This is a genomic window from Niveispirillum sp. FG156 (genome assembly GCF_057809555.1).
Genome location: NZ_JBMDKE010000032.1, coordinates 40,464 through 59,000, shown reverse-complemented (window position 1 = coordinate 59,000; position 18,537 = coordinate 40,464). Strand labels below are relative to the sequence as shown.

The following is an 18,537-nucleotide window of genomic DNA, read 5'->3' as shown; positions in this document are numbered from 1 at the left end:
CTGGTATCTTACACCAGCAGCGCCACCCAATCAATAATCCACCCCGTGCAGGAAGTCCGCCGCCGCATTGGCCCATTCCACCGGGCTCTGGTCCAGGATGTCAATGCCACCACCCTCAATGGCGTGGAAGGCGAAATCGGGGCGCATGCGGTGGGCGTCCAGCGCCGCCTGATAGATCATGTCGCCGGTGTTGGTCAGGATCAGGGTCGGCTGGCGCAGGGCCATCAGCGGCGCTTCCTGACGGTATTCGAAAGCGGCGGCGTGGCCGTACCAGTAGGTGCCCATGGCATAGGCCTGCATGGCCTGCACCACATAATCCGTGATGCGGTCCAGGCTGACAGTACCGGCGGCATAGCGTTCCCGGATCCTGGCCACCTCTACCATGTGGGCGGCATCCGGCAGGGCCGTGAAGGCCTTTTCCCGCTCCACGATGTCGGTGATCAGAGCCTGACGCACAGTGTCAGAGATCAGCAGCGGGCCACCCAGGATGCAGGCGCTGATCCGGTCGGGATAAAGGTTCGCGGCCTCATTGCTGACCAGCGCGCCGGTATGATGGCCGCCGATGGCCGCCCGCTGAATGCCCAGGGCGTCCAGCAGCGGCGGGATGGCGGCGGCATAGTCGGCGATGCTGGGCGGGTTCGACGGCGGATCGGACAGGCCGAAACCGGGCAGGTCCAGCGCGATGGGCCGGATACCCCGGTCCAAAAAGGGCTGAAACACATAGTCATATTCGTTGGCCGACATGATGGCCTGATGCACCAGGACCAGCGGCTTGCCCTTGCCGCCATCCCAGTAATGTATCTGGCCACAGGGACCGTCCGCATATCCACGCCGCAGCCGCACCATCTTTTCCTCCCCGATCACGGTAGTGCCGGCAGCATCACCGGAAGCGGACCAGGGAACATCCTACGTCAACGCGTCTGTTCGACAGACGGTCAGATCAGGCCTTCTTGACGAAACAGGTCTTCAGCACCAGGCCCTTCACCTTCTCCACCTTGCCCTCGATCTCTTCGGGATCATCGGTCAGGTGGATGCTCTTGACGACGGTGCCGCGCTTCAGCGTGACATTGGCACCCTTGACCTTCAGATCCTTGATCAGGGTAACGCTGTCACCTTCGGCCAGGATATTGCCGTTGCAGTCCTTAACGTCCATCAGTTCCTCCACCGTGTAGGGCGGAACCATAGCCGAACAGTCAGCCTCCTCATGAATGTGGAAAGCGGATTGCTCACCCGAGCAAATTACAGTGTCTTGAAAATTACATATAAAGCGCTACTAAGGCGGGTATTTAACGTGACTCTCTCGAACATCCTCGTCAGCGAAAAACAGAGTCTATGCTACATTTAAAGGCTTGAAACCTTCCTGAGCATCCCAATCAAACTGCGTACCGAGATGTATTGCCAAATGGACGGGATCGGCCATAACGAGATTGGTGGCGGCCAGGGCTTCAAGAGTAACAGACATTCGCAGTATGGGTTCCGCCTTCGTATGTCCAGTGGACCGGTTCAGAATGTCCGCATGTACTGTAACATGCACCTCATTCACGGGCATGATGCACAAAGCTTCAGCCGAAACCCGAATGGCAGAAGAGCATATGTTTTCGCGGTAAAGCCCTATTCGTTCCTCAACAGTGAGATTACGGCGGATTAATTCTCCGTCTTCTGAGGTGGAAAAAGTAAATACCGGCATATCCCCCAGTTCCATAGCATCGATTAACACACTGATTTGGGTATCGTTTATGTCGACATGAACCTTTTCGACCCCAACATCCTTAAATTCAGCCTACTGCCTGAAGGCGCCAATAAGAGCGTCTGGCTTCAATGAAAGAACGTCCCGGGCAAGATTACGCTTACGACGACGATCCTCAACCAGTTGCTGCATGCGCTGTTGGCTTATACGGTCTTTTATTCGAGCATCCGCAACCAACGTTTCCAATTCCAAACGCCGCCGTTTGGCGCCACCGGAAAGAAATGCCCACAGGCTGGGTCGGTACTCTGCAAGTGCTTGCAGTGCTGCCCGTTCATTGGTCGCGTAGTGGGCAGCGTCCTCAGGCACCGGACTTTCAACGATAGCGTTCCAGTCCATGCACTTCAGTTTAATCCTGTGACTTTCGGTCAATATCTTGAGCAAGCGCTTATGGGCAGCTGCCGCCTGTGCAACTTTTTCTCGCCTCGCCTCCTCGGCGAGTGCCTGCTGTGCTTCCTGGTACCGACTTTCTTGAAGCCTCGCCAGTTCACTGATGATCATAACATCGCGTAGAAACGCAAGCGTCATCGCCGTTTCACCGCCTGAAACTCTACCTCGCCGATGCTGCCCGATGTCAGCGACGACAGCACGGTTCGCATCGTCGCCTCATGGCTGCGCCGGGCCGTTTCCGCCGTTGCAGCGTGGCCGGCCCGCAGAACCAGCTTGCGGGTGCCGCGCGCCGTTTCCTCAATGCCCACCACGCTGAGGTCGCGCAGTAAGGGACCGGGCACCTGCTTCTGGCTGAGCGCATGGCGGGCGGCGGCCCACAGTGCCTCGGCATCGTCGGCATCGGGCAAGGGCGGGGCGGGTTCCGGCAGGGAGCGGGGGGTGGCGGCCAGGGCCGGCTTCGTCCCCTCCCCCGCCTCGCGCCTGGTTTTGCGGCCCGTGGAGCTGCGTTCACGTTCCAGGAAGGTGTCGGCAGCCTCGTCCTCATCCTTGGCGTGGAAATCCAGGGTCACTTCCTCGATCTTGCGGCCCTTCCGCTTCATCTTCTCTTCCGGCATCTCCACGCGGAAGGGGGCAAGCTGGTTCACCTCCGCCATGGCGCGGTCGATGGTGCGGGTACGCAGGATGCCGAAATCCTTGTACGCCCCCTCCGGCACGTTCAGCAGCTTGCGCAGCGTTTCGATGTCCAGGGTCAGGGACGGGTGGTCCATCTGATAGCGCTGCATCCCGATCTCATAGAGCTTCAGGGCATAGGTGCTGGTGACCTTGACCATGGCCGGACCCGACAGACGGGCCCAGAGCTGGGATGAGCGCTGGAGTTCCAGGAAGGCGTCGGTGAACTGGAAATGGATGTCGGTGCTGTCGATCTCCACCTCATCCTCCGGCCGGACATAGGAGGAGAGAATGCGCAATTCCGCACGGCTGCGCCGGCCCCGGAACGGGCCGATGACGACCAGGGAGCTTTCGTAAATCTCTTTCACCGCATCGAAAATGCGCTCATTGCCCTTGTGGTTGCCGCGTACCACCTTCTTGGGCAGGCGGTAAAGCTTGTTGGCGAAATTCTGGCTGCCGGCCAGATGGATCATGAAATTCAGCATTTTCTGCGCCGGCAGGGACAGGCGCGAGCCGTTGGCGGGGTAGGAATAGACCGCCTCCGCCGCCTTGATCAGATGCTTGTAGCCGTCACGTTCAAAGGTGGCGGCAGCCACGCGCGCCGTCTGGCCCATCCGGTCCAGGGCAGGCAGGTTCTCCCCCCCGCCACTGCTTTCCACCAGGCTGCCTTCCAGGTCGATCACCACGCCACTGTCGCCGGCAGAGGGGACATAGGGTACGATGGCAGCCAAGGGTTTATCCCGCACCGGTTCGGCACTGCTGGTCTTGCGGCGGCTGGGTGGCATGGTGGGGTCCCCTCTCTTGGGACGGAAGTTAGTCCCTTCCTTACAGCTGGTGCAAGTAAGGAAAGGTGTTTTCCACAGGGATTTCCATGCCTTACCGGATGGGGGAAACACTTACGCCCTGGGGCGTGGGTGAAATGCCCCCGAGAAGTGGGGAAAGCCACCCCCGCCCTGTAAGGATGATGCCCAAAAACCCCAGTAATTCCGCGCCTCTCCGCGCCCTAGAATCTTTACTAGAATCTTGGAACACTAAACAGGACAGGATTTTCGAGTTGATTGAGGGATTTGGTAGGGCTGGGTGTGCGCTAACCTGAACCGTCGATGTGTTCGATTATTTCCGACTCGTAAGGGCTTATCCTTACTGTTTGGGGGATTGGCGACTCCGAACGTGATGTGCTTGCCCACTCCTTACGTCTTGGGGGAATCCTTACTGTTCGGGGGCCTGTCATGGGCGGTTTGGCACACCCCCGCGGCGTAAGGGGCTGTTTCCCCCAGGCCGTAAGGAGACTCGGGATTCTGCTTCTGCCCTGTGGTCCTGTGGACTCGGGGGTTGGTAAGACAGAGAAAGGGTTTCAGGCCCCCGAACGGTAAGGAAGTCATCCCCCGGCCAGTAAGGGTTCGGGGCGTATCTCTCATCCCCCAGGGAGTAAGGATGCGCCGAGTCCCAGCTGTGCGGCCCCCTCCCCCAAACAGTAAGGAAAGGGTCAGCGTTCCGTGCTGCGCAGGGCCTCGACAAGGTCCAGCTCCATTTCCAGACAGCGCCAATCACTGGCTGAACGGAGGCCCGCCTTGGGCAGAATCATCAGCATCACGAATCCGACTTCGCCCGTATCGTCAAGCAAAGGAAGCATCAGGCGATGATAGCCCAGCTTTTCCGTGAAGACGCGGAAACAGCGGTCGGAGAAAACGGGGCCGCCCAAGTCCAGCATGCGGCGATAGGCATCGCGCACTTCCGTCAGCGTCTTGCCACTATAGCATTGCGACAGCAGCTTGCCGGTCAGGGGCGAACCAAACAGTTTCACCAGCCCCTGCCCCGCCCACAGGTACCGCGCCTGTTCCACGCCCAGGCGCAGATCGACCAGGGCCAGGTTGTTGGCGATGCTGCGCAGGGCAACCGGCGTGAAATCCAGGGCGCGCGGTATTGCGGGGCCGGCGGCGCATTCGCGCCATTGGTCACGCAATTCCACCATCATGTCCGGCGTGTCCTGCAAAGGCTCACCCGCGTGGGTTTCCCACATGCCAAAGGGCGCGGCCAGACGGGAAAAGATCAGCATGCCCATGGATGAAACCTTTCGACCATTCACAATGGCCCGTCAGGCGTGAGGTGGCAACAGGCATTGAGTTATTGAGAATGATTATCAATAGCTCTATTGTTGCGACGTCGCATCTCCACAAGGATCAAGGAACATGCAGATCGACCGTCGCGGCCATGCCCGCCCCCATCGCCCCGCCATCGCCGGCAACATGCCCTTTGTGGCCCTGTACCCGTCGGCGCGGCTGGCCCTGTGGGGGCTGCGGTACTGGGCGGCATGCACGGGACAGGGGCGGTGCCCTTCCCTGCTGTTGCGGGATGTCTATGCATCGGCGGGGGTTCCTCTTGCCCCTGTCAATATCGACCGCCTGATGCGGATATTCCTGATTGCGGCCCGGCATCCGCCGGCCCTGGGCTGTCCCGCCTGTACCCGGCTGACCGATGATGAGGCAGAGTTGCTGAATGCGATGATCAGTGCCCAGGGTGGCGATGGGGTTGGTTTGGAACATATGATGACGGCATGGTTGCCACCGGAGGCGGCGCAGACGGCGGGTGCCGTGCTGGAAGGATATTCACGGCTGATGCTGGATGCCGGTTACGACCTGTCATCCGATCGGGTGCCGGTGCTGGAGCGGGCGCCGGTGGGCAGCCGCCTGCATTGAGCAGAGGCCGATTTGCGACAACAGAACATTGGACAGCGCCCCGCCCGCATGGCATCGCATGAATATGACAGGCGCCATGATCATGCGACAGGGTGGTTGGCGGGGCTGGACAGCGTGGATGCTGTTGCCGGTGCTGATGCTCGTCGCCCTGCTGCCGCGCGGCTATATGCCGGATACGGCTGCACTGGCGCGGGGTGCGTTGACCCTGACGCTGTGCCGCGTGGTGCAGGTGACGCCGGATGGAACCGGTACCCAGACTGTTGATCATGGGCTTGCCTGCCCCTTCGGCCTGTTGCCGGCGCCGCTGGGGCCGGTTGAACAGGCCGGCATTCCCCTGCCCCGGCTTTGGGACCGGGCGCCGATGCTTTTGCTGCCGGGATTGATCCGGCACGTCACGGTCTGGGCACATGGATTGGGTGCGCGGGGACCGCCGGGGAACTGACCTCCCCTGCCCCAACCCTGTTTCATGATGTTTCACAGACGGAATTCCACCATGCGCAAATTCGCCCAACGCCTGTTCCTTTCCGCCGCTGTCCTGCTGCTGGCCGGTGCCGCTCAGGCGGAGATCAGTGTCACCAGTCCCTTCTCCCGTGCCTCTGCCCCCACGGCAAAGGCCGGCGCCGCCTTCCTGACGCTCAACATTGATGCCGGCAGCGATAAGCTGCTGGGTGGCAGCAGCCCGGTGGCGGACAAGGTGGAACTGCACACCCACCTGATGCAGGACGGCATCGCCAAGATGCGTCCGGTCGAAGGCGGTATCCCGGTCACGGCGGGCACGCCGACCGAGCTGAAGCCCGGTGGTCTGCATATCATGCTGATGGGCCTGAAGGCCCCGCTGAAGCAGGGTGAAAGCTTCCCCCTGACCCTGAACTTTGAAAAGGCAGGGGTCGTGACCGTCAATGTGCCGGTGCAGGGGCCGGGTGCCAAGGCGCCGATGGCGGAGCATGACCATGGCGGTCATGGCGAGCATTCCGGCCATCAGCACTGATTGTCGGCATCGTGAGGCGCCGGACATTTTGGACCGGCCTGGCCGTGTTGGCGACTGCCGCACTGCTGGGCACCGTCGTTCTGGTCGCTGACCGATTGTCGCCGCAGAAGTCGGAGCAAGGACAGGGGCGCGCCGCCATCGGCGGCCCCTTCTCCCTGACCGACCATACGGGGCAGCTGGTCACCCAGGACATTCTCAAGGGCAAAATCTCGCTGGTCTATTTCGGCTACAGCTTCTGTCCCGATATCTGCCCCACCGACCTTCAGGTGATCGGGCAAGCGCTGGATCAGATGACGGATGAAGAACGCGCCGATGCCCAAGCCCTGTTCATCACCATCGACCCGGAGCGTGATACCGCCCAGCAGTTGGCGGGGTATGTCCCCCTGTTCCATCCGCAGATACGGGGCCTGACTGGTACCCCGGAGCAGATCGACGCTGCCGCCAAGGCTTACCGCGCCTATTATAAGAAAGTATCTGCGGAAGAGGCGGGAACGTCCGACTATCTCATGGATCATTCCGCCTTCATCTATCTCATGGACCGCAATGGGACCTTCGTCCGCGTTTTCGGCCATGGGGTGGAGCCGGCGGAAATGCTGGAATGGTTCCGTAAGGTCCGCGCGGGTTAAGTTCCCCCAGGATGTAAGGTTCGGATCGCCGCCGCCACCGCCTCCACGGCTGTGCGGCGGGGGAAGGTCTCGCGGAAGGCCAGACGAACCGTGCGGCCCGCCGTTCCGGGGGCCAGGGGCCGCGTCACCGTGCCAGACACGGGGGACGCGCGCCCCGCCACCGCCACGGCGGGCGCCAGGGTGCAGCCATAGCCGGCGGCCACCATGTTCAGCAGCATTTCCAGGCTTGTCGCGCGAAGGTCGGCGCGTCCGCCGCCCGGCTGTTTACAGGCCGCCAGCGCCTGATCACGCAGGCAATGGCCATCGGCCAGCACCAGCATCTCCACCGCTTCCAGCCGTGCCGCATCGATCTCCTCCACGGCGGATAGCGGATGGGCTTCCGGCATGACCAGCAGGAACGGCTCGTCGAACAGCGGGATGTCGACAATCCCATCTTCCATCACATTGGTCGCCAGAAGGGCGGCATCCAGTTCATGACGGCGCAGACGCGATAGAAGATTGTCGGTGACATCTTCCCACAGCACCAGATCCAGATTCGGATAGTGCTGTTTCAGCGGGCCAAGCACACGCGGCATCAGATAGGGTCCAAGCGTTGGGATGACCCCAAGACGTAAGGAACCAGCCAGCGGGTCGCGCCAGCCCTGGGCCAAGGCGGCGATGGCGTCGGCATTTTCCACAGCGGCGCGGGCCAGCGGCAGGATCTGTTCCGCTGCCGGTGTCGGGACGACGGACTTGTTGGTCCGTTCGAACAGGGTCATGCCCAACATCTCCTCCAGTTTTCGCAACTGACCGGAAAGGGTGGGCTGACTGACATGACAGGCCTCTGCCGCCCGTCCGAAATGGCGATGGTCGGCCACGGCGATGACATAGCGCAGGTCCCGCAGATTCATCCTTCAACCCCAGTTCGAATGATAGGTTTTGCCGATCATTATCATTTGAACAATCAATTGTACCAGTTGAAATGACGGAACTACCGTACGGGATGCTTGTCGTTTGGCCTGATTGCGACGTCGCAATCACAGGTTAGGAGAAGAGATTATGAGACGACCCTACCCTGTACCCCGGCCTATCGCCCGTGGTCTTTACCGGCTTGGTGCCAGTCTGTTCCTGCTGCTGGGTATGGTCGGCATGGTTCTGCCGGTCATGCCGACGACGGTATTTCTGCTGCTGTCGGCATGGTGCCTGGTCAGATTGGGTGATCCGCGTGTAGATCGGCTGCTGCGGCATCCGCGTTTTGGTATGCCGTTGCGGCTGTTCCTGGAGCAGGGACAGGTGACACGGCGCGGCAAGCTGGCGGCGCTAGCAGGGATGAGTGTGGGGGCAGGCATCCTGTACATGATCGAAGATGGGCAGCCTTGGCTGGCCGGCGGTGCGATCGGATTGCTGGCCCTGGCCGCCTTCTATGTCGTGTCACGGCCCGAACCACGCCCCCAAACGGTAAGGAATAGGCGGAGCTGACGGCAGCTTTCCAACGGAAACCTAAAAAGCCCATGGTCGCCAACACATGGGCTTTCTTTTTAAGAGCCTTTGCCCGTTCGGCCCAGCATGCTTTTCAGCAGTTTCTCCCCCGGCGCCTTGGCCGGTGCTGCCAGTTCGACGCGGTGATCGGCTGTCAATAGCACATTCAGACGGTCACCGGGCTTAAGGCCCAGATGGTCCAGCATCTCCGGTGTCAGTGTAATGCCGCCGTCGGGGCCGATGATCGTGTCCATGGCATGATCCAAAATGGTTTGGTCACCAGATTAGGACGGGCCGCGGGGCAGGGCAATGGGATCAGGAGGGGGGCTTTGATGCCAGCAGATCGGGTATCGCCCCTTCCGCCCGCAGCTGTGCCAGCCCCTGGTTGAACGCATCGAGAATCTGTTGGGCATTCGGGTGGTCGCGGGCAACGATCAGATGCAGGGTGGCTTCACTGGCGGCGGGGCCGGGTACGGTGGCCAGCTTTTCCCGCTCCGTCTGTTCCGCACGGCGGGCGACGGCGATGCGTTCATCCTCTACCATGAAATCGGCCCGTCCACCCACGATCATGGATAGGCAACTGCGCTGCTGGGTCGGTGTCACCCGCTGTACATCACCCTGCCGGATCAGGAAATCCATCCAGGGCGGCAGGCCATAGCCGACGGCGGCGCAAACCCGCTTGCCCTTCATCCAGCCACTGGCCATAGCGGCCCGTTCATTGCCCAGGGCCACGATCAGATGCTGGCGCACTGTGGTGATCGGGTCGGAGAACAGCACTTCCCGCATACGCTGTTCGGTACGGATATAGGGGAAGGTTCCATCGAACCGTTGGGCCAGCAGGCCTTCATAGCCCCGACGCCAGGGCTCTACGGCCACGGTCACGGCTTGGCCGGATTTGGCGAAGGCCTGCCGTACCAGCGCCGTGACAGGGCCACCATCGGGCAGCCTGTCATCCACATAGGGGGCATAGTCGGTGCCGGTAACCAGCTTTAACGATGTTGTCTCGGCCAATGCCGGCACGGGAGACAGCGACAAGACCAGCAGGACCATCGCCAAACGCCGCACCTGATGCCCCCGAAGACCATCAACATTCTGATCAGACTATGGTTAACCGTAGTCTGTGGTCAATCGAAGGTTAGAGAATTATATGCCCCCAGGCGGTAAGGATGATCAGAGCCAGCCCGCCAACTCCCGCTCCACAATCCCGCGCAGCAGGCTGATATGATCGGGATGATCATTCAGGCAGGGGATGTAGGTGAAGTCGGTCCCCCCAGCGGTAAGGAAAGTCTCCCGAATACCCTGGTTCACTTCCTCCAGCGTCTCCACACAGTCGCTGACAAAGGCGGGGGCCAGGATCGCCAGCTTCTTCACCCCCTGTTCCGGCAGGGCCTTGACCATGGGTTCCAGATAGGGCTGCAGCCATTCCGTCCGTCCGAAGCGGGACTGGAAGGCGTGCGTCAGCATCCCCGCATCCATGCACAGCTTTTCCCGAAGTAGGCGGGCCGTCTTCAGGCAGTAGCAGTGATAGGGATCGCCCTTTTCCAGGTACATCTTCGGCAGGCCGTGGAAGGAAGCGATAATACGCTCCGGCTTCCAGGACAGGCTGTCCAGATGGCGAGAGACACCGGCGGCCAGCGCGTCGATATAGGCCGGATCGTCGTGATATGTCGGAACGGTCCGTATGGCCGGCTGCCGGCGCAGACCCATCAGATGGCGGAAGGCTTGGTCACAGGCCGTCGCCGTTGTTGTGGCGCTATATTGCGGATAGAGCGGGAACAGCAGAATACGCTCGCACCCCTGCTCGATCAGGCTGTCGATGCCCTTGGCGGTGGAGGGGTGGCCATAGCGCATGCCCCATTCCACGATGATCCGGTCATCATGCGTGCCCGTCAGCGCGGTGCGCAGCCCATCGGCCTGGGCACGGGTGAAGGTCTTCAGCGGGCTTTCATTGCGTTCCTGATTCCAGATGCCGGCATAGGCATGGCCGCTTTTCCGGGGTCGGAAGGTCAGGATGATACCCTGCAGGATCGGCTGCCAAATGGCCTGCGGCACCTCCACCACGCGCCGGTCGGACAGGAATTCCGACAGATACCGGCGCATCGACCAATAATCGGTGGCTTCCGGTGTTCCCAGATTGACCAGCAGCACGCCAATCTTGGGCGCCTTGACAGGCGGATGGCCGGCGGGCAGGGCGGGCGAGGTGCTGTTCTGGGTCAATTCGGGACATACTCTGACAGGGAAGGGGGAGCCCGCCCTGGTCAGGAACGGGCGCGCACCATTGCCGCCAGTGCTTTGCGGTGACGGTGCGCCTGCATCAAGATATCCGCTGGCGCCGAACCTTCAATGACCAAACGGCCATTTTCCGCAGACAGTCCCGCCCCGTGCTGACGCAGTGACTGTATCAGTTTTTCCAGGGACTTGGTTGCCATGATCCTTCCTCCATCCTGTGTGCTTCAAGATGGCAGGAAGGGCGGCAACAGGGAAATCGATTGATCAGATTATGATGATAGGTCGCGCCTATCAGGCGCCGCAGCACTTCTTGTACTTCTTGCCCGACCCGCAGGTGCAGGGATCGTTGCGGCCCACCTTCGCGACGGTGCGCGGGCGCTGGCCCATGACGCCGTCCACATACCACCAGCGGCCATCCTGGTTCTTGAAGCGGCCGGTTTCGTGGTGGATCAGGTCCTTGCCATCCATCGTGAACTTGGCCACGAACTCGACATAGGCCTCGTCAGCGGTCTGGCCATCGGCGGTAGAACGCACCTCCAGGCCGGTCCAGATGCTCTTGGACGCCCATTCGGTCACCTGTTCGGCGTCGAAATCATCCTGCGTGCCGGGCAGCAGGGTTTCGCCCAGATACTTGATGTCCTGCTTGGCGAACGCCGTATAGCGTGAGCGCATCAGCGCTTCCGGCGTCGGGGCCGGTGTAGTGCGGGCCAGATAGGGGCCGCAGCAGGCATCAAATTCACGACCGCTGTCGCAGGGGCACTTGCTCATGGGGATCACTCACGGAACGGAACTGGTTATGGTTGCGCCAAGGGGATAGCTGAACATGACAAGCACCGCCAGTGCGGTTTTGTCATGTGACCTGGTTATCAGCGGGACCGTCCGATCCTACTCTATTCTGCGCAGGGCCATCCCCGAGGGCACTGTGATCATTCTGACCAAGCATGCACAGGATCAAATGCTGGATCGTGGGATCCGGCGTGCGTGGATCGAAGCCACATTGCTTCAACCGCACTGGACACGCCCTGACGATACCGACCCAGGGACCATCCGATCCTTTCGCGCGATTGCCGAATTTGGAGGCCGTGTTTTGCGGGTTGTTCACCGTCAGGAAAAAGATGACATTATCGTTGTCACGGTCTTTTTCGACAGGAGGGCCCGGCCATGATGAAGCAAAGCTATGATCCGCAGGCAGATGCTTTTGCGATCCGTTTCGCGCCGGAGAATGTCGCCGTCGTGGAAAGCGAAGAAGTTGCGCCGGGGGTCATCCTTGATTTTGATGCCGAGGGTGAGGTTGTCGCCATTGAGGTGCTGGGTGTCAGCCGGCGTATGAAACCGAAGGCAGCCGTGGCGGCCTGATCCCGGTTTGCTTACAAATCCAATGACAATTCCCGGCCCGACGCCTCGCTGTGATCGTGCCAATGCAGGTTGCAGCGCGGCTCGTACAGGTCGGCCTGGCCCAGTTCGACGGTGCGGTCATTGCGGTGCTTCTTGAAGGTCTTGTGCGCTTCATGCCCGCACACGGCGCAGCGGGATTTCAGTTTCCACAGGCCGTCGGCCATGGCGGCCAGGGTGGCGGTCACGGGGAAGGCCCGCCCACGCCAATCCATGTCCAGCCCTGATACGGCCACATCAATGCCCCGGTGCAACAGGCTGCGCACATCCTCCACCACGTCGCCGTGATAATGCGGGTCCACGCAGAACTGCACCTCGTCGATGAAGACGGCCTTGATGCTGTCGGCGATGGCCGGCATGCGGGTGATGGGCATGGCGTCGAAGCCGATGCCGTCATGATTGACCACTCGGTTCTCTGCATAACGCACATCAAAAGCCGGCTTCAGCAGCATGATGTGGGAACCGGTGCCGTGCGTGTACCAGATGGCGCGCTTCAGGATCTCCGTGGACTTGCCCGAGAACATGGGCCCGCAGATGACTTCCAGCTTTCCGTAGCGCATGCCTGTTTCCTGTCGATGGGCCGGGGCTTTCCATAGCCGAGTTCACGGCTTCATGCCATGAAAACAGGCTATAATTGGGCTGGGAAGGGGATCATGAGGGGCTGGACGGACGGGTATGTCACGGAAATCGGCTATACCTACAGCTTCCATGCGGAGCTGCAGCCCTGGCCCATGGCCGATGCCCTGGGGCAGCGGTCGCCCATTCAGTCAGGCCAGGCATTTGATTATTGTGAGCTGGGCTTTGGTCAGGGGTTCAGCCTGGCCCTGCTGGCCGCCGCCAACCCGCAGGCGCGGTTCTGGGGTAATGATATCAACCCGGACCATGTGGCCCATGCGCGATGGCTGGCCGATGGAGCGGGCCTGTCGAACCTGACGGTCAGCCCGCTGGGCTTTGCCGATTATGCCGACAGCGATCTTCCCGCCTTTGATGTCGTGGCCCTGCATGGCGTCTGGTCCTGGGTGGGGCCGCAGCAGCGGGCGGAGATCGTGGCCTTTCTGGACCGGCATCTGAAGCCCGGCGGGATCGTCTATCTCGGCTATAATGTCCTGCCGGGCTGGGCGCAATATCTGCCGCTGCGGGAATTGATGCTGGCATCGGCGCGGCGGGGGCAGGGGAGTTTGGCTGAGCGCATCAACGGTTCCCTGGCCCTGGCGGAGCGGTTGCGGGCACAGGAGGCCGGGTATTTCCGGGTGAACCCGACGGTGACAACCCGCCTGGATGCCCTTCTGGAACGTCCTGTCGATTATCTGGCGCATGAATATTTCAATGAGAGCTGGCACCCGACCTATTTCACGGATCTGGCCCTGACCCTGGCCCCTGCCGGTCTGCGGCTGGCCGCGCAGGTGCGGGCGGCAGACCGGTGGGAGGAGGGGGAGTTGGATAATGCCATCCTTACCGTTGGGGGGATGACCGCTGTCGATGATCCTGACTTCAGGGAGTTGCTGCGCGACTATGTCAGCAACCGGCCCTTCCGCCGCGACCTTTTCATCCGGGATGGCGGGGCCGTTAAGGCGGCGACGCCACGTCTTTGGGCCGCGTTGGGCCATCCGCGTGACCTGCCCCGCCGGGCGACGCCGGCCACGCGGCCCTTGGAGGTGCCGTTTGACGCGGCGCACGCCATACTGACGGCGTTGCAGGCGGGGCCGATGGATGAGGCCGCCCTGTTGGCGCAGGTTGGGGGGGAGGGGCCGGTGGCGTTGGCGGCCCTGAAGGCGCTGGACCTGATCGCACCGGCCCTGCCGCCTGATGGCGATGATCAGCGCCGGGACGCTTGCGCGCGGCTGAACACACTCTTGCTGACGGATGCCGCATCGGTAGACCGCATGCCGGCCTTGGCCAGCCCCGTGACGGGTGGCGGCGTAGCGGTCGACAGGTTGGGCAAGCTGTTCCTGGCGGCGTTGAAGCAGGGCAAGGAGCCGGTGATGCATGCCTTCACGACGCTGGAAGCGCTGGGTCAGCGGGTGCTGCGTGATGGCAAGCCGATCACGAATGCGGAGCGGCACAAGGTCGAGCTGGCCGAGCGGTGGGAATCCTTTGCCCGGCGCCGTCTGCCGGTGCTGCACGCTTTGGGTGCGGTGCCATAATGCGAAGGGTGGGCTTGCGGAAATTTCGAGGCAATCCAAAGGAAGGGAGTGGAAATTTCTACGGTTGCGGTGCACCATCTTCCTGCGCCCAATCTGCTTGGTTCCCTGCGATGGAGAGATAGCCCCATGCCGCGCAAATCCGCCAAGTCCGAAGCCCTGTCCGTTCCCGATACCGAAACCGTTCCGGCCCCGCCGCCGGTGAAGAAGGCCAAGGCTCCGGCCAAGCCGCGTGCCAAGAAGGCCGATCCGGCCCCCGTGGCCGCCGTGGCCATCGCGGTGGAGCCGACCACCGATCAGGTCGCCGAAGAAGCCTATCTGCTGTGGCTGTCGGAAGGGCAGCCGCCGGGCCGTGATGTCGAGCATTGGCTGCTGGCCGAACAGATCGTGCGCAGCCGCCTGTCACTGCTGTCGGCGGCGGTTCATTCCGCCTGATCCTGACTGTCCAGCCGATGATGAAGCCCCCGCCCATCGGTGGGGGCTTTTTGTTTTAGTACCCGGCCATCCTTGCCGTTTCCGGATTTTTCCATCCGGCAGATTCTGCCCAGGGGTCATATCGACCGCCCTGGAATGCCCACAAACCCTTGTAAATCCTTGAAACCTGATTGTTGGCCCGCCTATTGCAGTTGATTGGGCGGGCCGGTCATGGGGATCGGTCCTGGCATTTCGCCGGTACAAGGGACCCGTCCGATGACCAGCCTGTTTGGCGTCCTCAACAACTCAAGCAACGGCCTGCGCCTGATCCAAGGGCAGCTGGGGCTGGTTGCTGAGAATGTGGCCAAGGCGGATGATCCCAACCGTTCCAGGCATACGCTGGAGCAGACCTCCGACAATCAGGGCGGCACCGGCATCGCCCAATACAAGCGCCAGGTCGATGTGGCGCTACGTGTACAGCTGGAACAGACCATTTCGGAGGAATCCGGTGCGACGACCACGGCTGATTACATGCGCAAGGCGACCGACCTGTTGGGCACGACGGCGGGCAAGCCGCCCGTAACCGACGCGCTGGACAAGTTCGAAACAGCCTGGAAAGAACTGGCCGCCACCCCGGAAAGCACCGTGGCCCAGGGCCAGATCGTCGTCCATGGTGAAGACTTGGCGCGCGAGCTGCGCCGCCTGAATGACGGTATCAACAGCATCGAGAAGCAGCTGGATACCGACATCAACCAGTCGGTTGATAAGCTGAATTCAGCCTTGTCCTCCATCGATCAGCTCAACACCAACATCCTGGTGACGCGCGGCGCCGGTGATCCGACCATGGAGATGGAGGATCGCCGCGACGCCCTGGTGCGCGACGTGGCCGGGATGATGAGCATCCGTACCGTGGAACGGGCGGACGGCAAGCTGTCGATCTTCACGACATCGGGCGTGTCCCTGCTGGACGCGGCGCCGGTGAAGTTCACCTATGACAATGGCCAGCTGCGTTCCTCGGCATCCGACCGTGACCTGACGGGTATGGTGCGTGACGGCAAGCTGGGCGCCCTGCTGGAGCTGCGTACCGACGGGTCGGTGCAGGACCCGCCGCAGCCCGCATCCAACCTTCCCGGCGCCGAAATCCTGCGCAAGCTGCGCTCGCAGACCCAGGCCATTGCCGAAGCCTTCTTGGGATCGACCAAGCCGGGCGAGCCGACCAGCTTCGCCGACGCCTATAACAGCGCCAATCCTGTTGGCGATGGCGAGTTGCCGAACCGGTTCTTTATCGGGACCGGCGCCGGCAATATCGAGATCAATCCCGGCCTTCTCTCGGGCGACTATACCGTGAAGGCCAGTGCCGCAGCGGGTGTGGCTGACGCGATGAACGCCGCTGGCCGCACCATCAGTGCCGACGGGCTGCGGGCTACCGGCCTGTCCTACGGCTCCATGGTCTCCACCGTCATCGCGCAGTGGAGCAGCAACCAGAAGGTTGCCAGCGAGCAGGCCACCATCGCCACCGATTTCAAGGCGCAGTTGGAAGGCCGGTACAAGAACAATACCGGCGTCAACATGGATGAAGAGATCGCCATGTTGCAGGTGCTCCAGCGCAACTATTCCGCCGCCGCCCGCGTGATGCAGACGGTCAACAATATGTTGGATGCCATCGAGGGGATCGTCAGATGACCCGCATCAGCAGCTATGGCAGCTATATCAACACCATCCGCACGCTCACGGGCGGGCAGTCGGCGATCGACGATCTCTCGACCCAGCTCAACACGGGCAAGAAGTCGCAGGATGTGGCCTTCTTCGGCACGCAGTCACAGCGCCTTTTGGACCTGAAATCGGAACTGGTACGCCGCCAGGCCTATTCCCAGACCATCGACCAGACGATGACCCGCGTGAAGTCCTACGACACGCTGATGGACCGTATGGCCGACATGGCGTCGGAATTGTCCAGCACCACACGCCTGCCGCAGGGGCCCGGTGCCACGCGCATCAGCAGCGTCACCAACCAGTCCGCAGGCGCCATGAAGGTGTCGGTGGACGATATCAACAGCAAGTTCAAGGCCGAGGCCACCTACACCATCTCCGCCGTGCCCAGCCAGACCGGGCCGAAGGGCAGCTTCGATATCACCGTCACCGACGGGCTGGGCGGTCGCGCCGTCAATACCGTCAACATGAAACAGGTGCCGCCGCAGGTGGACGCTGACCGCTTCACCATTTCCGGTGGACCGGGCGACGGCGCCGTCATCAAGCTGAATATCGAGAGCCTTGAAGGGTCGGGCATTTCGTCCTTCGATGTCTCTTGGCCCGACATGGCCTCGACGCGTGAAGTGATCCGCGGCATGACCGTGGAACTGGAATCCCTTCTGAACGAACGGGTCGGCGACCGCTACCTGTTCTCGGGCTCCCGCTACAATACCAAGCCGGTGGACGATATCGTTGCGGCCAAGCAGATCACCCGCACCACGCTGGTGGGCGAGCGTGGAGACGCTGGCGAAACCTACGAGATGATCCTGAATGGCAAGCGTTTCACCTATGTCACGACGGGGAACGAGAAGTCGCTGGACGAGGTGTTTTCCAACGATACTGGCACCGGCATGGTCGACCAGATCCGTCAGTTCAGCGACCCCCCTTTCAATGTGACCCTGTCGGTCTCAAACGGGATCGTCACCGCCACGGCCAATGACGTGAAGGAAAAGTTCACGCTGACCAGCCATGTCTACGACAATGGCACGCATGCGAATGTGGTGCTTACCGCGCCCGACGCCATCGACGCTTCCCAGGCGCCCTACACGGTGCAGGAAGCCAGCGAGACACAGCGGCAGATCGACAATGTGAAGTTCCACGGGGCGGAAGCCGATGTCGGCGATGTGTTCAACATCTCCATCGGTTCCCGCACCATCGTGCAGAACGAAAATGCGCCGCCGCAGGTGATCATCGCCGGGCCGACGAAATATTCCTATGCCATCAGCCCCACTGACACCGACATCCTGCGGGGCAACGCACCGCTGCCGACCGATGCGCCGGGACAGGTGCCATCCTATACCGCCCCCTCCTCCATGTCGAACTGGGTGGCGCAGCGGATGGCGGTACAGATCAATGCCGATCCCGCCACCTCGGTGGTGGCCAGCATTGATCCCACAGACGACACCAAGCTGATCTTTACCGCCAAGGATGTGAACAGCCAGTTCCAGACGACAGCTGACATCAACAATTCCGGCAACCAGACGCGGTTGATCACCAACGACCTGCCGCCCTTGGCGGAGCAGGATACATTTGAAGGCATTGTCAACCCGCCTGGATTGCCCTTCTACGACACCGACTTTGCGAAGTCGCGCCAGGTTTCGGCGGCCTACGACATCGCGAAGCTGCAGGTCGATGACGGGCTCAGCGTCAATTACGGTGTCAGCAGCAACGATCCCGCCATCCAGAAGCTTGTCAGCGGCCTGCGCCGCCTGACCGCCGCCATCAACCGGCCCGGCGACTATACCAAGCTGATGGAGGAAGGCCGCAATCTGCTGACCGATGCGCAGAACCAGCTGCGCGGTGTCCATTCCCGCGTCGTCAATGCGGCGGCCACCATGGACAACACGCAGAGCCGTCACCAGGACGCCATCGCCAAGGCCCAGGGCGAATTGGCCAATATCGAAGGCGTCGACCAGAACGATGTGGCCGTCCGCCTGCAGTCCGCAATGTCCACCCAACAGGCCAGTTACACCATCACCGGTCGCATGCAATCCCTGTCCCTTATCAACTTTCTTGCCTGAAACAGATCCATCAGAAGGAG

24 protein-coding genes are annotated in these 18,537 nt (G+C 61.6%); 11 read left to right on the top strand and 13 right to left on the bottom strand.

Annotated elements, in window-relative coordinates:
• Positions 1-30 precede the first annotated feature (30 nt).
• The 6 genes from ACODSP_RS19775 to ACODSP_RS19750 form a co-directional block, all read right to left on the bottom strand.
• On the bottom strand, positions 31-846 hold the full coding sequence (locus ACODSP_RS19775; RefSeq protein ID WP_488967266.1) for an alpha/beta fold hydrolase: 816 nt from the start codon (positions 844-846) through the stop codon (positions 31-33).
• A 94-nt stretch (positions 847-940) separates the two neighbouring features.
• Positions 941-1,153, bottom strand: coding sequence for an alkylphosphonate utilization protein (locus ACODSP_RS19770; protein WP_054169117.1), 213 nt, complete (start codon positions 1,151-1,153; stop codon positions 941-943).
• A gap of 177 nt (positions 1,154-1,330) precedes the next feature.
• The gene (locus tag ACODSP_RS19765) at positions 1,331-1,702 is read right to left on the bottom strand and encodes a hypothetical protein (protein WP_488967265.1); all 372 of its coding nucleotides are present in this window, start codon (positions 1,700-1,702) and stop codon (positions 1,331-1,333) included.
• A 78-nt stretch (positions 1,703-1,780) separates the two neighbouring features.
• Positions 1,781-2,272 carry a hypothetical protein gene (locus ACODSP_RS19760; protein ID WP_488967264.1) on the bottom strand — a complete coding sequence of 164 codons (492 nt, stop codon included), beginning with the start codon at positions 2,270-2,272 and terminating at the stop codon, positions 1,781-1,783.
• Complete coding sequence (locus tag ACODSP_RS19755) at positions 2,269-3,588, bottom strand: replication initiation protein (protein WP_488967263.1); 1,320 nt, start codon at positions 3,586-3,588, stop codon at positions 2,269-2,271. Before ACODSP_RS19755 ends, ACODSP_RS19760 begins: the two co-directional genes overlap by 4 nt.
• Before the next feature lie 701 nt (positions 3,589-4,289).
• Complete coding sequence (locus ACODSP_RS19750) at positions 4,290-4,865, bottom strand: PAS domain-containing protein (protein WP_488967262.1); 576 nt, start codon at positions 4,863-4,865, stop codon at positions 4,290-4,292.
• 127 nt (positions 4,866-4,992) lie between these two features.
• Between ACODSP_RS19750 and ACODSP_RS19745 the strand changes: the two genes are divergently transcribed.
• The 4 genes from ACODSP_RS19745 to ACODSP_RS19730 are packed head-to-tail and all read left to right on the top strand — an operon-like array spanning position 4,993 to position 7,113.
• On the top strand, positions 4,993-5,499 hold the full coding sequence (locus ACODSP_RS19745) for a hypothetical protein (protein ID WP_488967261.1): 507 nt from the start codon (positions 4,993-4,995) through the stop codon (positions 5,497-5,499).
• A gap of 58 nt (positions 5,500-5,557) precedes the next feature.
• On the top strand, positions 5,558-5,941 hold the full coding sequence (locus ACODSP_RS19740; RefSeq protein ID WP_488967260.1) for a hypothetical protein: 384 nt from the start codon (positions 5,558-5,560) through the stop codon (positions 5,939-5,941).
• A gap of 51 nt (positions 5,942-5,992) precedes the next feature.
• Positions 5,993-6,487, top strand: a complete 495-nt coding sequence (locus tag ACODSP_RS19735; protein WP_488967259.1) for a copper chaperone PCu(A)C — start codon at positions 5,993-5,995, stop codon at positions 6,485-6,487.
• A gap of 44 nt (positions 6,488-6,531) precedes the next feature.
• Positions 6,532-7,113: an SCO family protein gene (locus ACODSP_RS19730; RefSeq protein WP_488967258.1), complete on the top strand. Its 582-nt coding sequence runs from the start codon at positions 6,532-6,534 to the stop codon at positions 7,111-7,113.
• Here the strand turns inward: ACODSP_RS19730 and ACODSP_RS19725 are convergent.
• Positions 7,110-8,003 (bottom strand): LysR substrate-binding domain-containing protein, encoded by an 894-nt coding sequence (locus tag ACODSP_RS19725; protein ID WP_488967257.1) that lies wholly within the window; start codon positions 8,001-8,003, stop codon positions 7,110-7,112. The two genes, ACODSP_RS19730 and ACODSP_RS19725, sit on opposite strands and share 4 nt — an antisense overlap.
• A gap of 148 nt (positions 8,004-8,151) precedes the next feature.
• On the opposite strand from ACODSP_RS19725, the gene ACODSP_RS19720 reads away from it, so the two are divergent.
• On the top strand, positions 8,152-8,571 hold the full coding sequence (locus ACODSP_RS19720; RefSeq protein ID WP_488967256.1) for a YbaN family protein: 420 nt from the start codon (positions 8,152-8,154) through the stop codon (positions 8,569-8,571).
• 59 nt (positions 8,572-8,630) lie between these two features.
• Here ACODSP_RS19720 and ACODSP_RS19715 read toward each other — a convergent pair whose 3' ends face one another.
• The 5 genes from ACODSP_RS19715 to ACODSP_RS19695 form a co-directional block, all read right to left on the bottom strand.
• Positions 8,631-8,825 (bottom strand): AbrB/MazE/SpoVT family DNA-binding domain-containing protein, encoded by a 195-nt coding sequence (locus ACODSP_RS19715; protein ID WP_488967255.1) that lies wholly within the window; start codon positions 8,823-8,825, stop codon positions 8,631-8,633.
• Between the two features lie 61 nt (positions 8,826-8,886).
• Complete coding sequence (locus ACODSP_RS19710; protein WP_488967254.1) at positions 8,887-9,636, bottom strand: substrate-binding periplasmic protein; 750 nt, start codon at positions 9,634-9,636, stop codon at positions 8,887-8,889.
• A 105-nt stretch (positions 9,637-9,741) separates the two neighbouring features.
• Complete coding sequence (gene hemH / locus ACODSP_RS19705) at positions 9,742-10,788, bottom strand: ferrochelatase (protein ID WP_488967253.1); 1,047 nt, start codon at positions 10,786-10,788, stop codon at positions 9,742-9,744.
• Between the two features lie 41 nt (positions 10,789-10,829).
• Positions 10,830-11,000, bottom strand: coding sequence for a hypothetical protein (locus ACODSP_RS19700; RefSeq protein ID WP_488967252.1), 171 nt, complete (start codon positions 10,998-11,000; stop codon positions 10,830-10,832).
• Positions 11,001-11,091: 91 nt separating this feature from the next.
• A complete protein-coding gene (locus ACODSP_RS19695) occupies positions 11,092-11,568 on the bottom strand; it encodes a YchJ family protein (RefSeq protein WP_488967251.1) in 477 nt (158 codons plus the stop codon).
• 55 nt (positions 11,569-11,623) lie between these two features.
• Between ACODSP_RS19695 and ACODSP_RS19690 the strand changes: the two genes are divergently transcribed.
• Positions 11,624-11,965, top strand: a complete 342-nt coding sequence (locus tag ACODSP_RS19690) for a DUF4258 domain-containing protein (RefSeq protein ID WP_488967250.1) — start codon at positions 11,624-11,626, stop codon at positions 11,963-11,965.
• The gene (locus ACODSP_RS19685) at positions 11,962-12,156 is read left to right on the top strand and encodes a DUF2283 domain-containing protein (protein ID WP_488967249.1); all 195 of its coding nucleotides are present in this window, start codon (positions 11,962-11,964) and stop codon (positions 12,154-12,156) included. Before ACODSP_RS19690 ends, ACODSP_RS19685 begins: the two co-directional genes overlap by 4 nt.
• A gap of 11 nt (positions 12,157-12,167) precedes the next feature.
• Here the strand turns inward: ACODSP_RS19685 and ACODSP_RS19680 are convergent, their stop codons facing one another.
• The gene (locus ACODSP_RS19680) at positions 12,168-12,752 is read right to left on the bottom strand and encodes a thymidine kinase (protein WP_488967248.1); all 585 of its coding nucleotides are present in this window, start codon (positions 12,750-12,752) and stop codon (positions 12,168-12,170) included.
• A gap of 93 nt (positions 12,753-12,845) precedes the next feature.
• Between ACODSP_RS19680 and ACODSP_RS19675 the strand changes: the two genes are divergently transcribed.
• From ACODSP_RS19675 to ACODSP_RS19660, 4 genes are all read left to right on the top strand, one after another.
• The gene (locus tag ACODSP_RS19675) at positions 12,846-14,336 is read left to right on the top strand and encodes a class I SAM-dependent methyltransferase (protein WP_488967247.1); all 1,491 of its coding nucleotides are present in this window, start codon (positions 12,846-12,848) and stop codon (positions 14,334-14,336) included.
• Positions 14,337-14,462: 126 nt separating this feature from the next.
• The gene (locus tag ACODSP_RS19670) at positions 14,463-14,768 is read left to right on the top strand and encodes a DUF2934 domain-containing protein (protein ID WP_488967246.1); all 306 of its coding nucleotides are present in this window, start codon (positions 14,463-14,465) and stop codon (positions 14,766-14,768) included.
• Positions 14,769-15,023: 255 nt separating this feature from the next.
• Positions 15,024-16,430: a flagellar hook-associated protein FlgK gene (gene flgK, locus ACODSP_RS19665; protein WP_488967245.1), complete on the top strand. Its 1,407-nt coding sequence runs from the start codon at positions 15,024-15,026 to the stop codon at positions 16,428-16,430.
• Positions 16,427-18,517 (top strand): hypothetical protein, encoded by a 2,091-nt coding sequence (locus ACODSP_RS19660; RefSeq protein WP_488967244.1) that lies wholly within the window; start codon positions 16,427-16,429, stop codon positions 18,515-18,517. The genes flgK and ACODSP_RS19660 overlap by 4 nt, the downstream gene beginning before the upstream one ends.
• Positions 18,518-18,537: the final 20 nt, after the last annotated feature.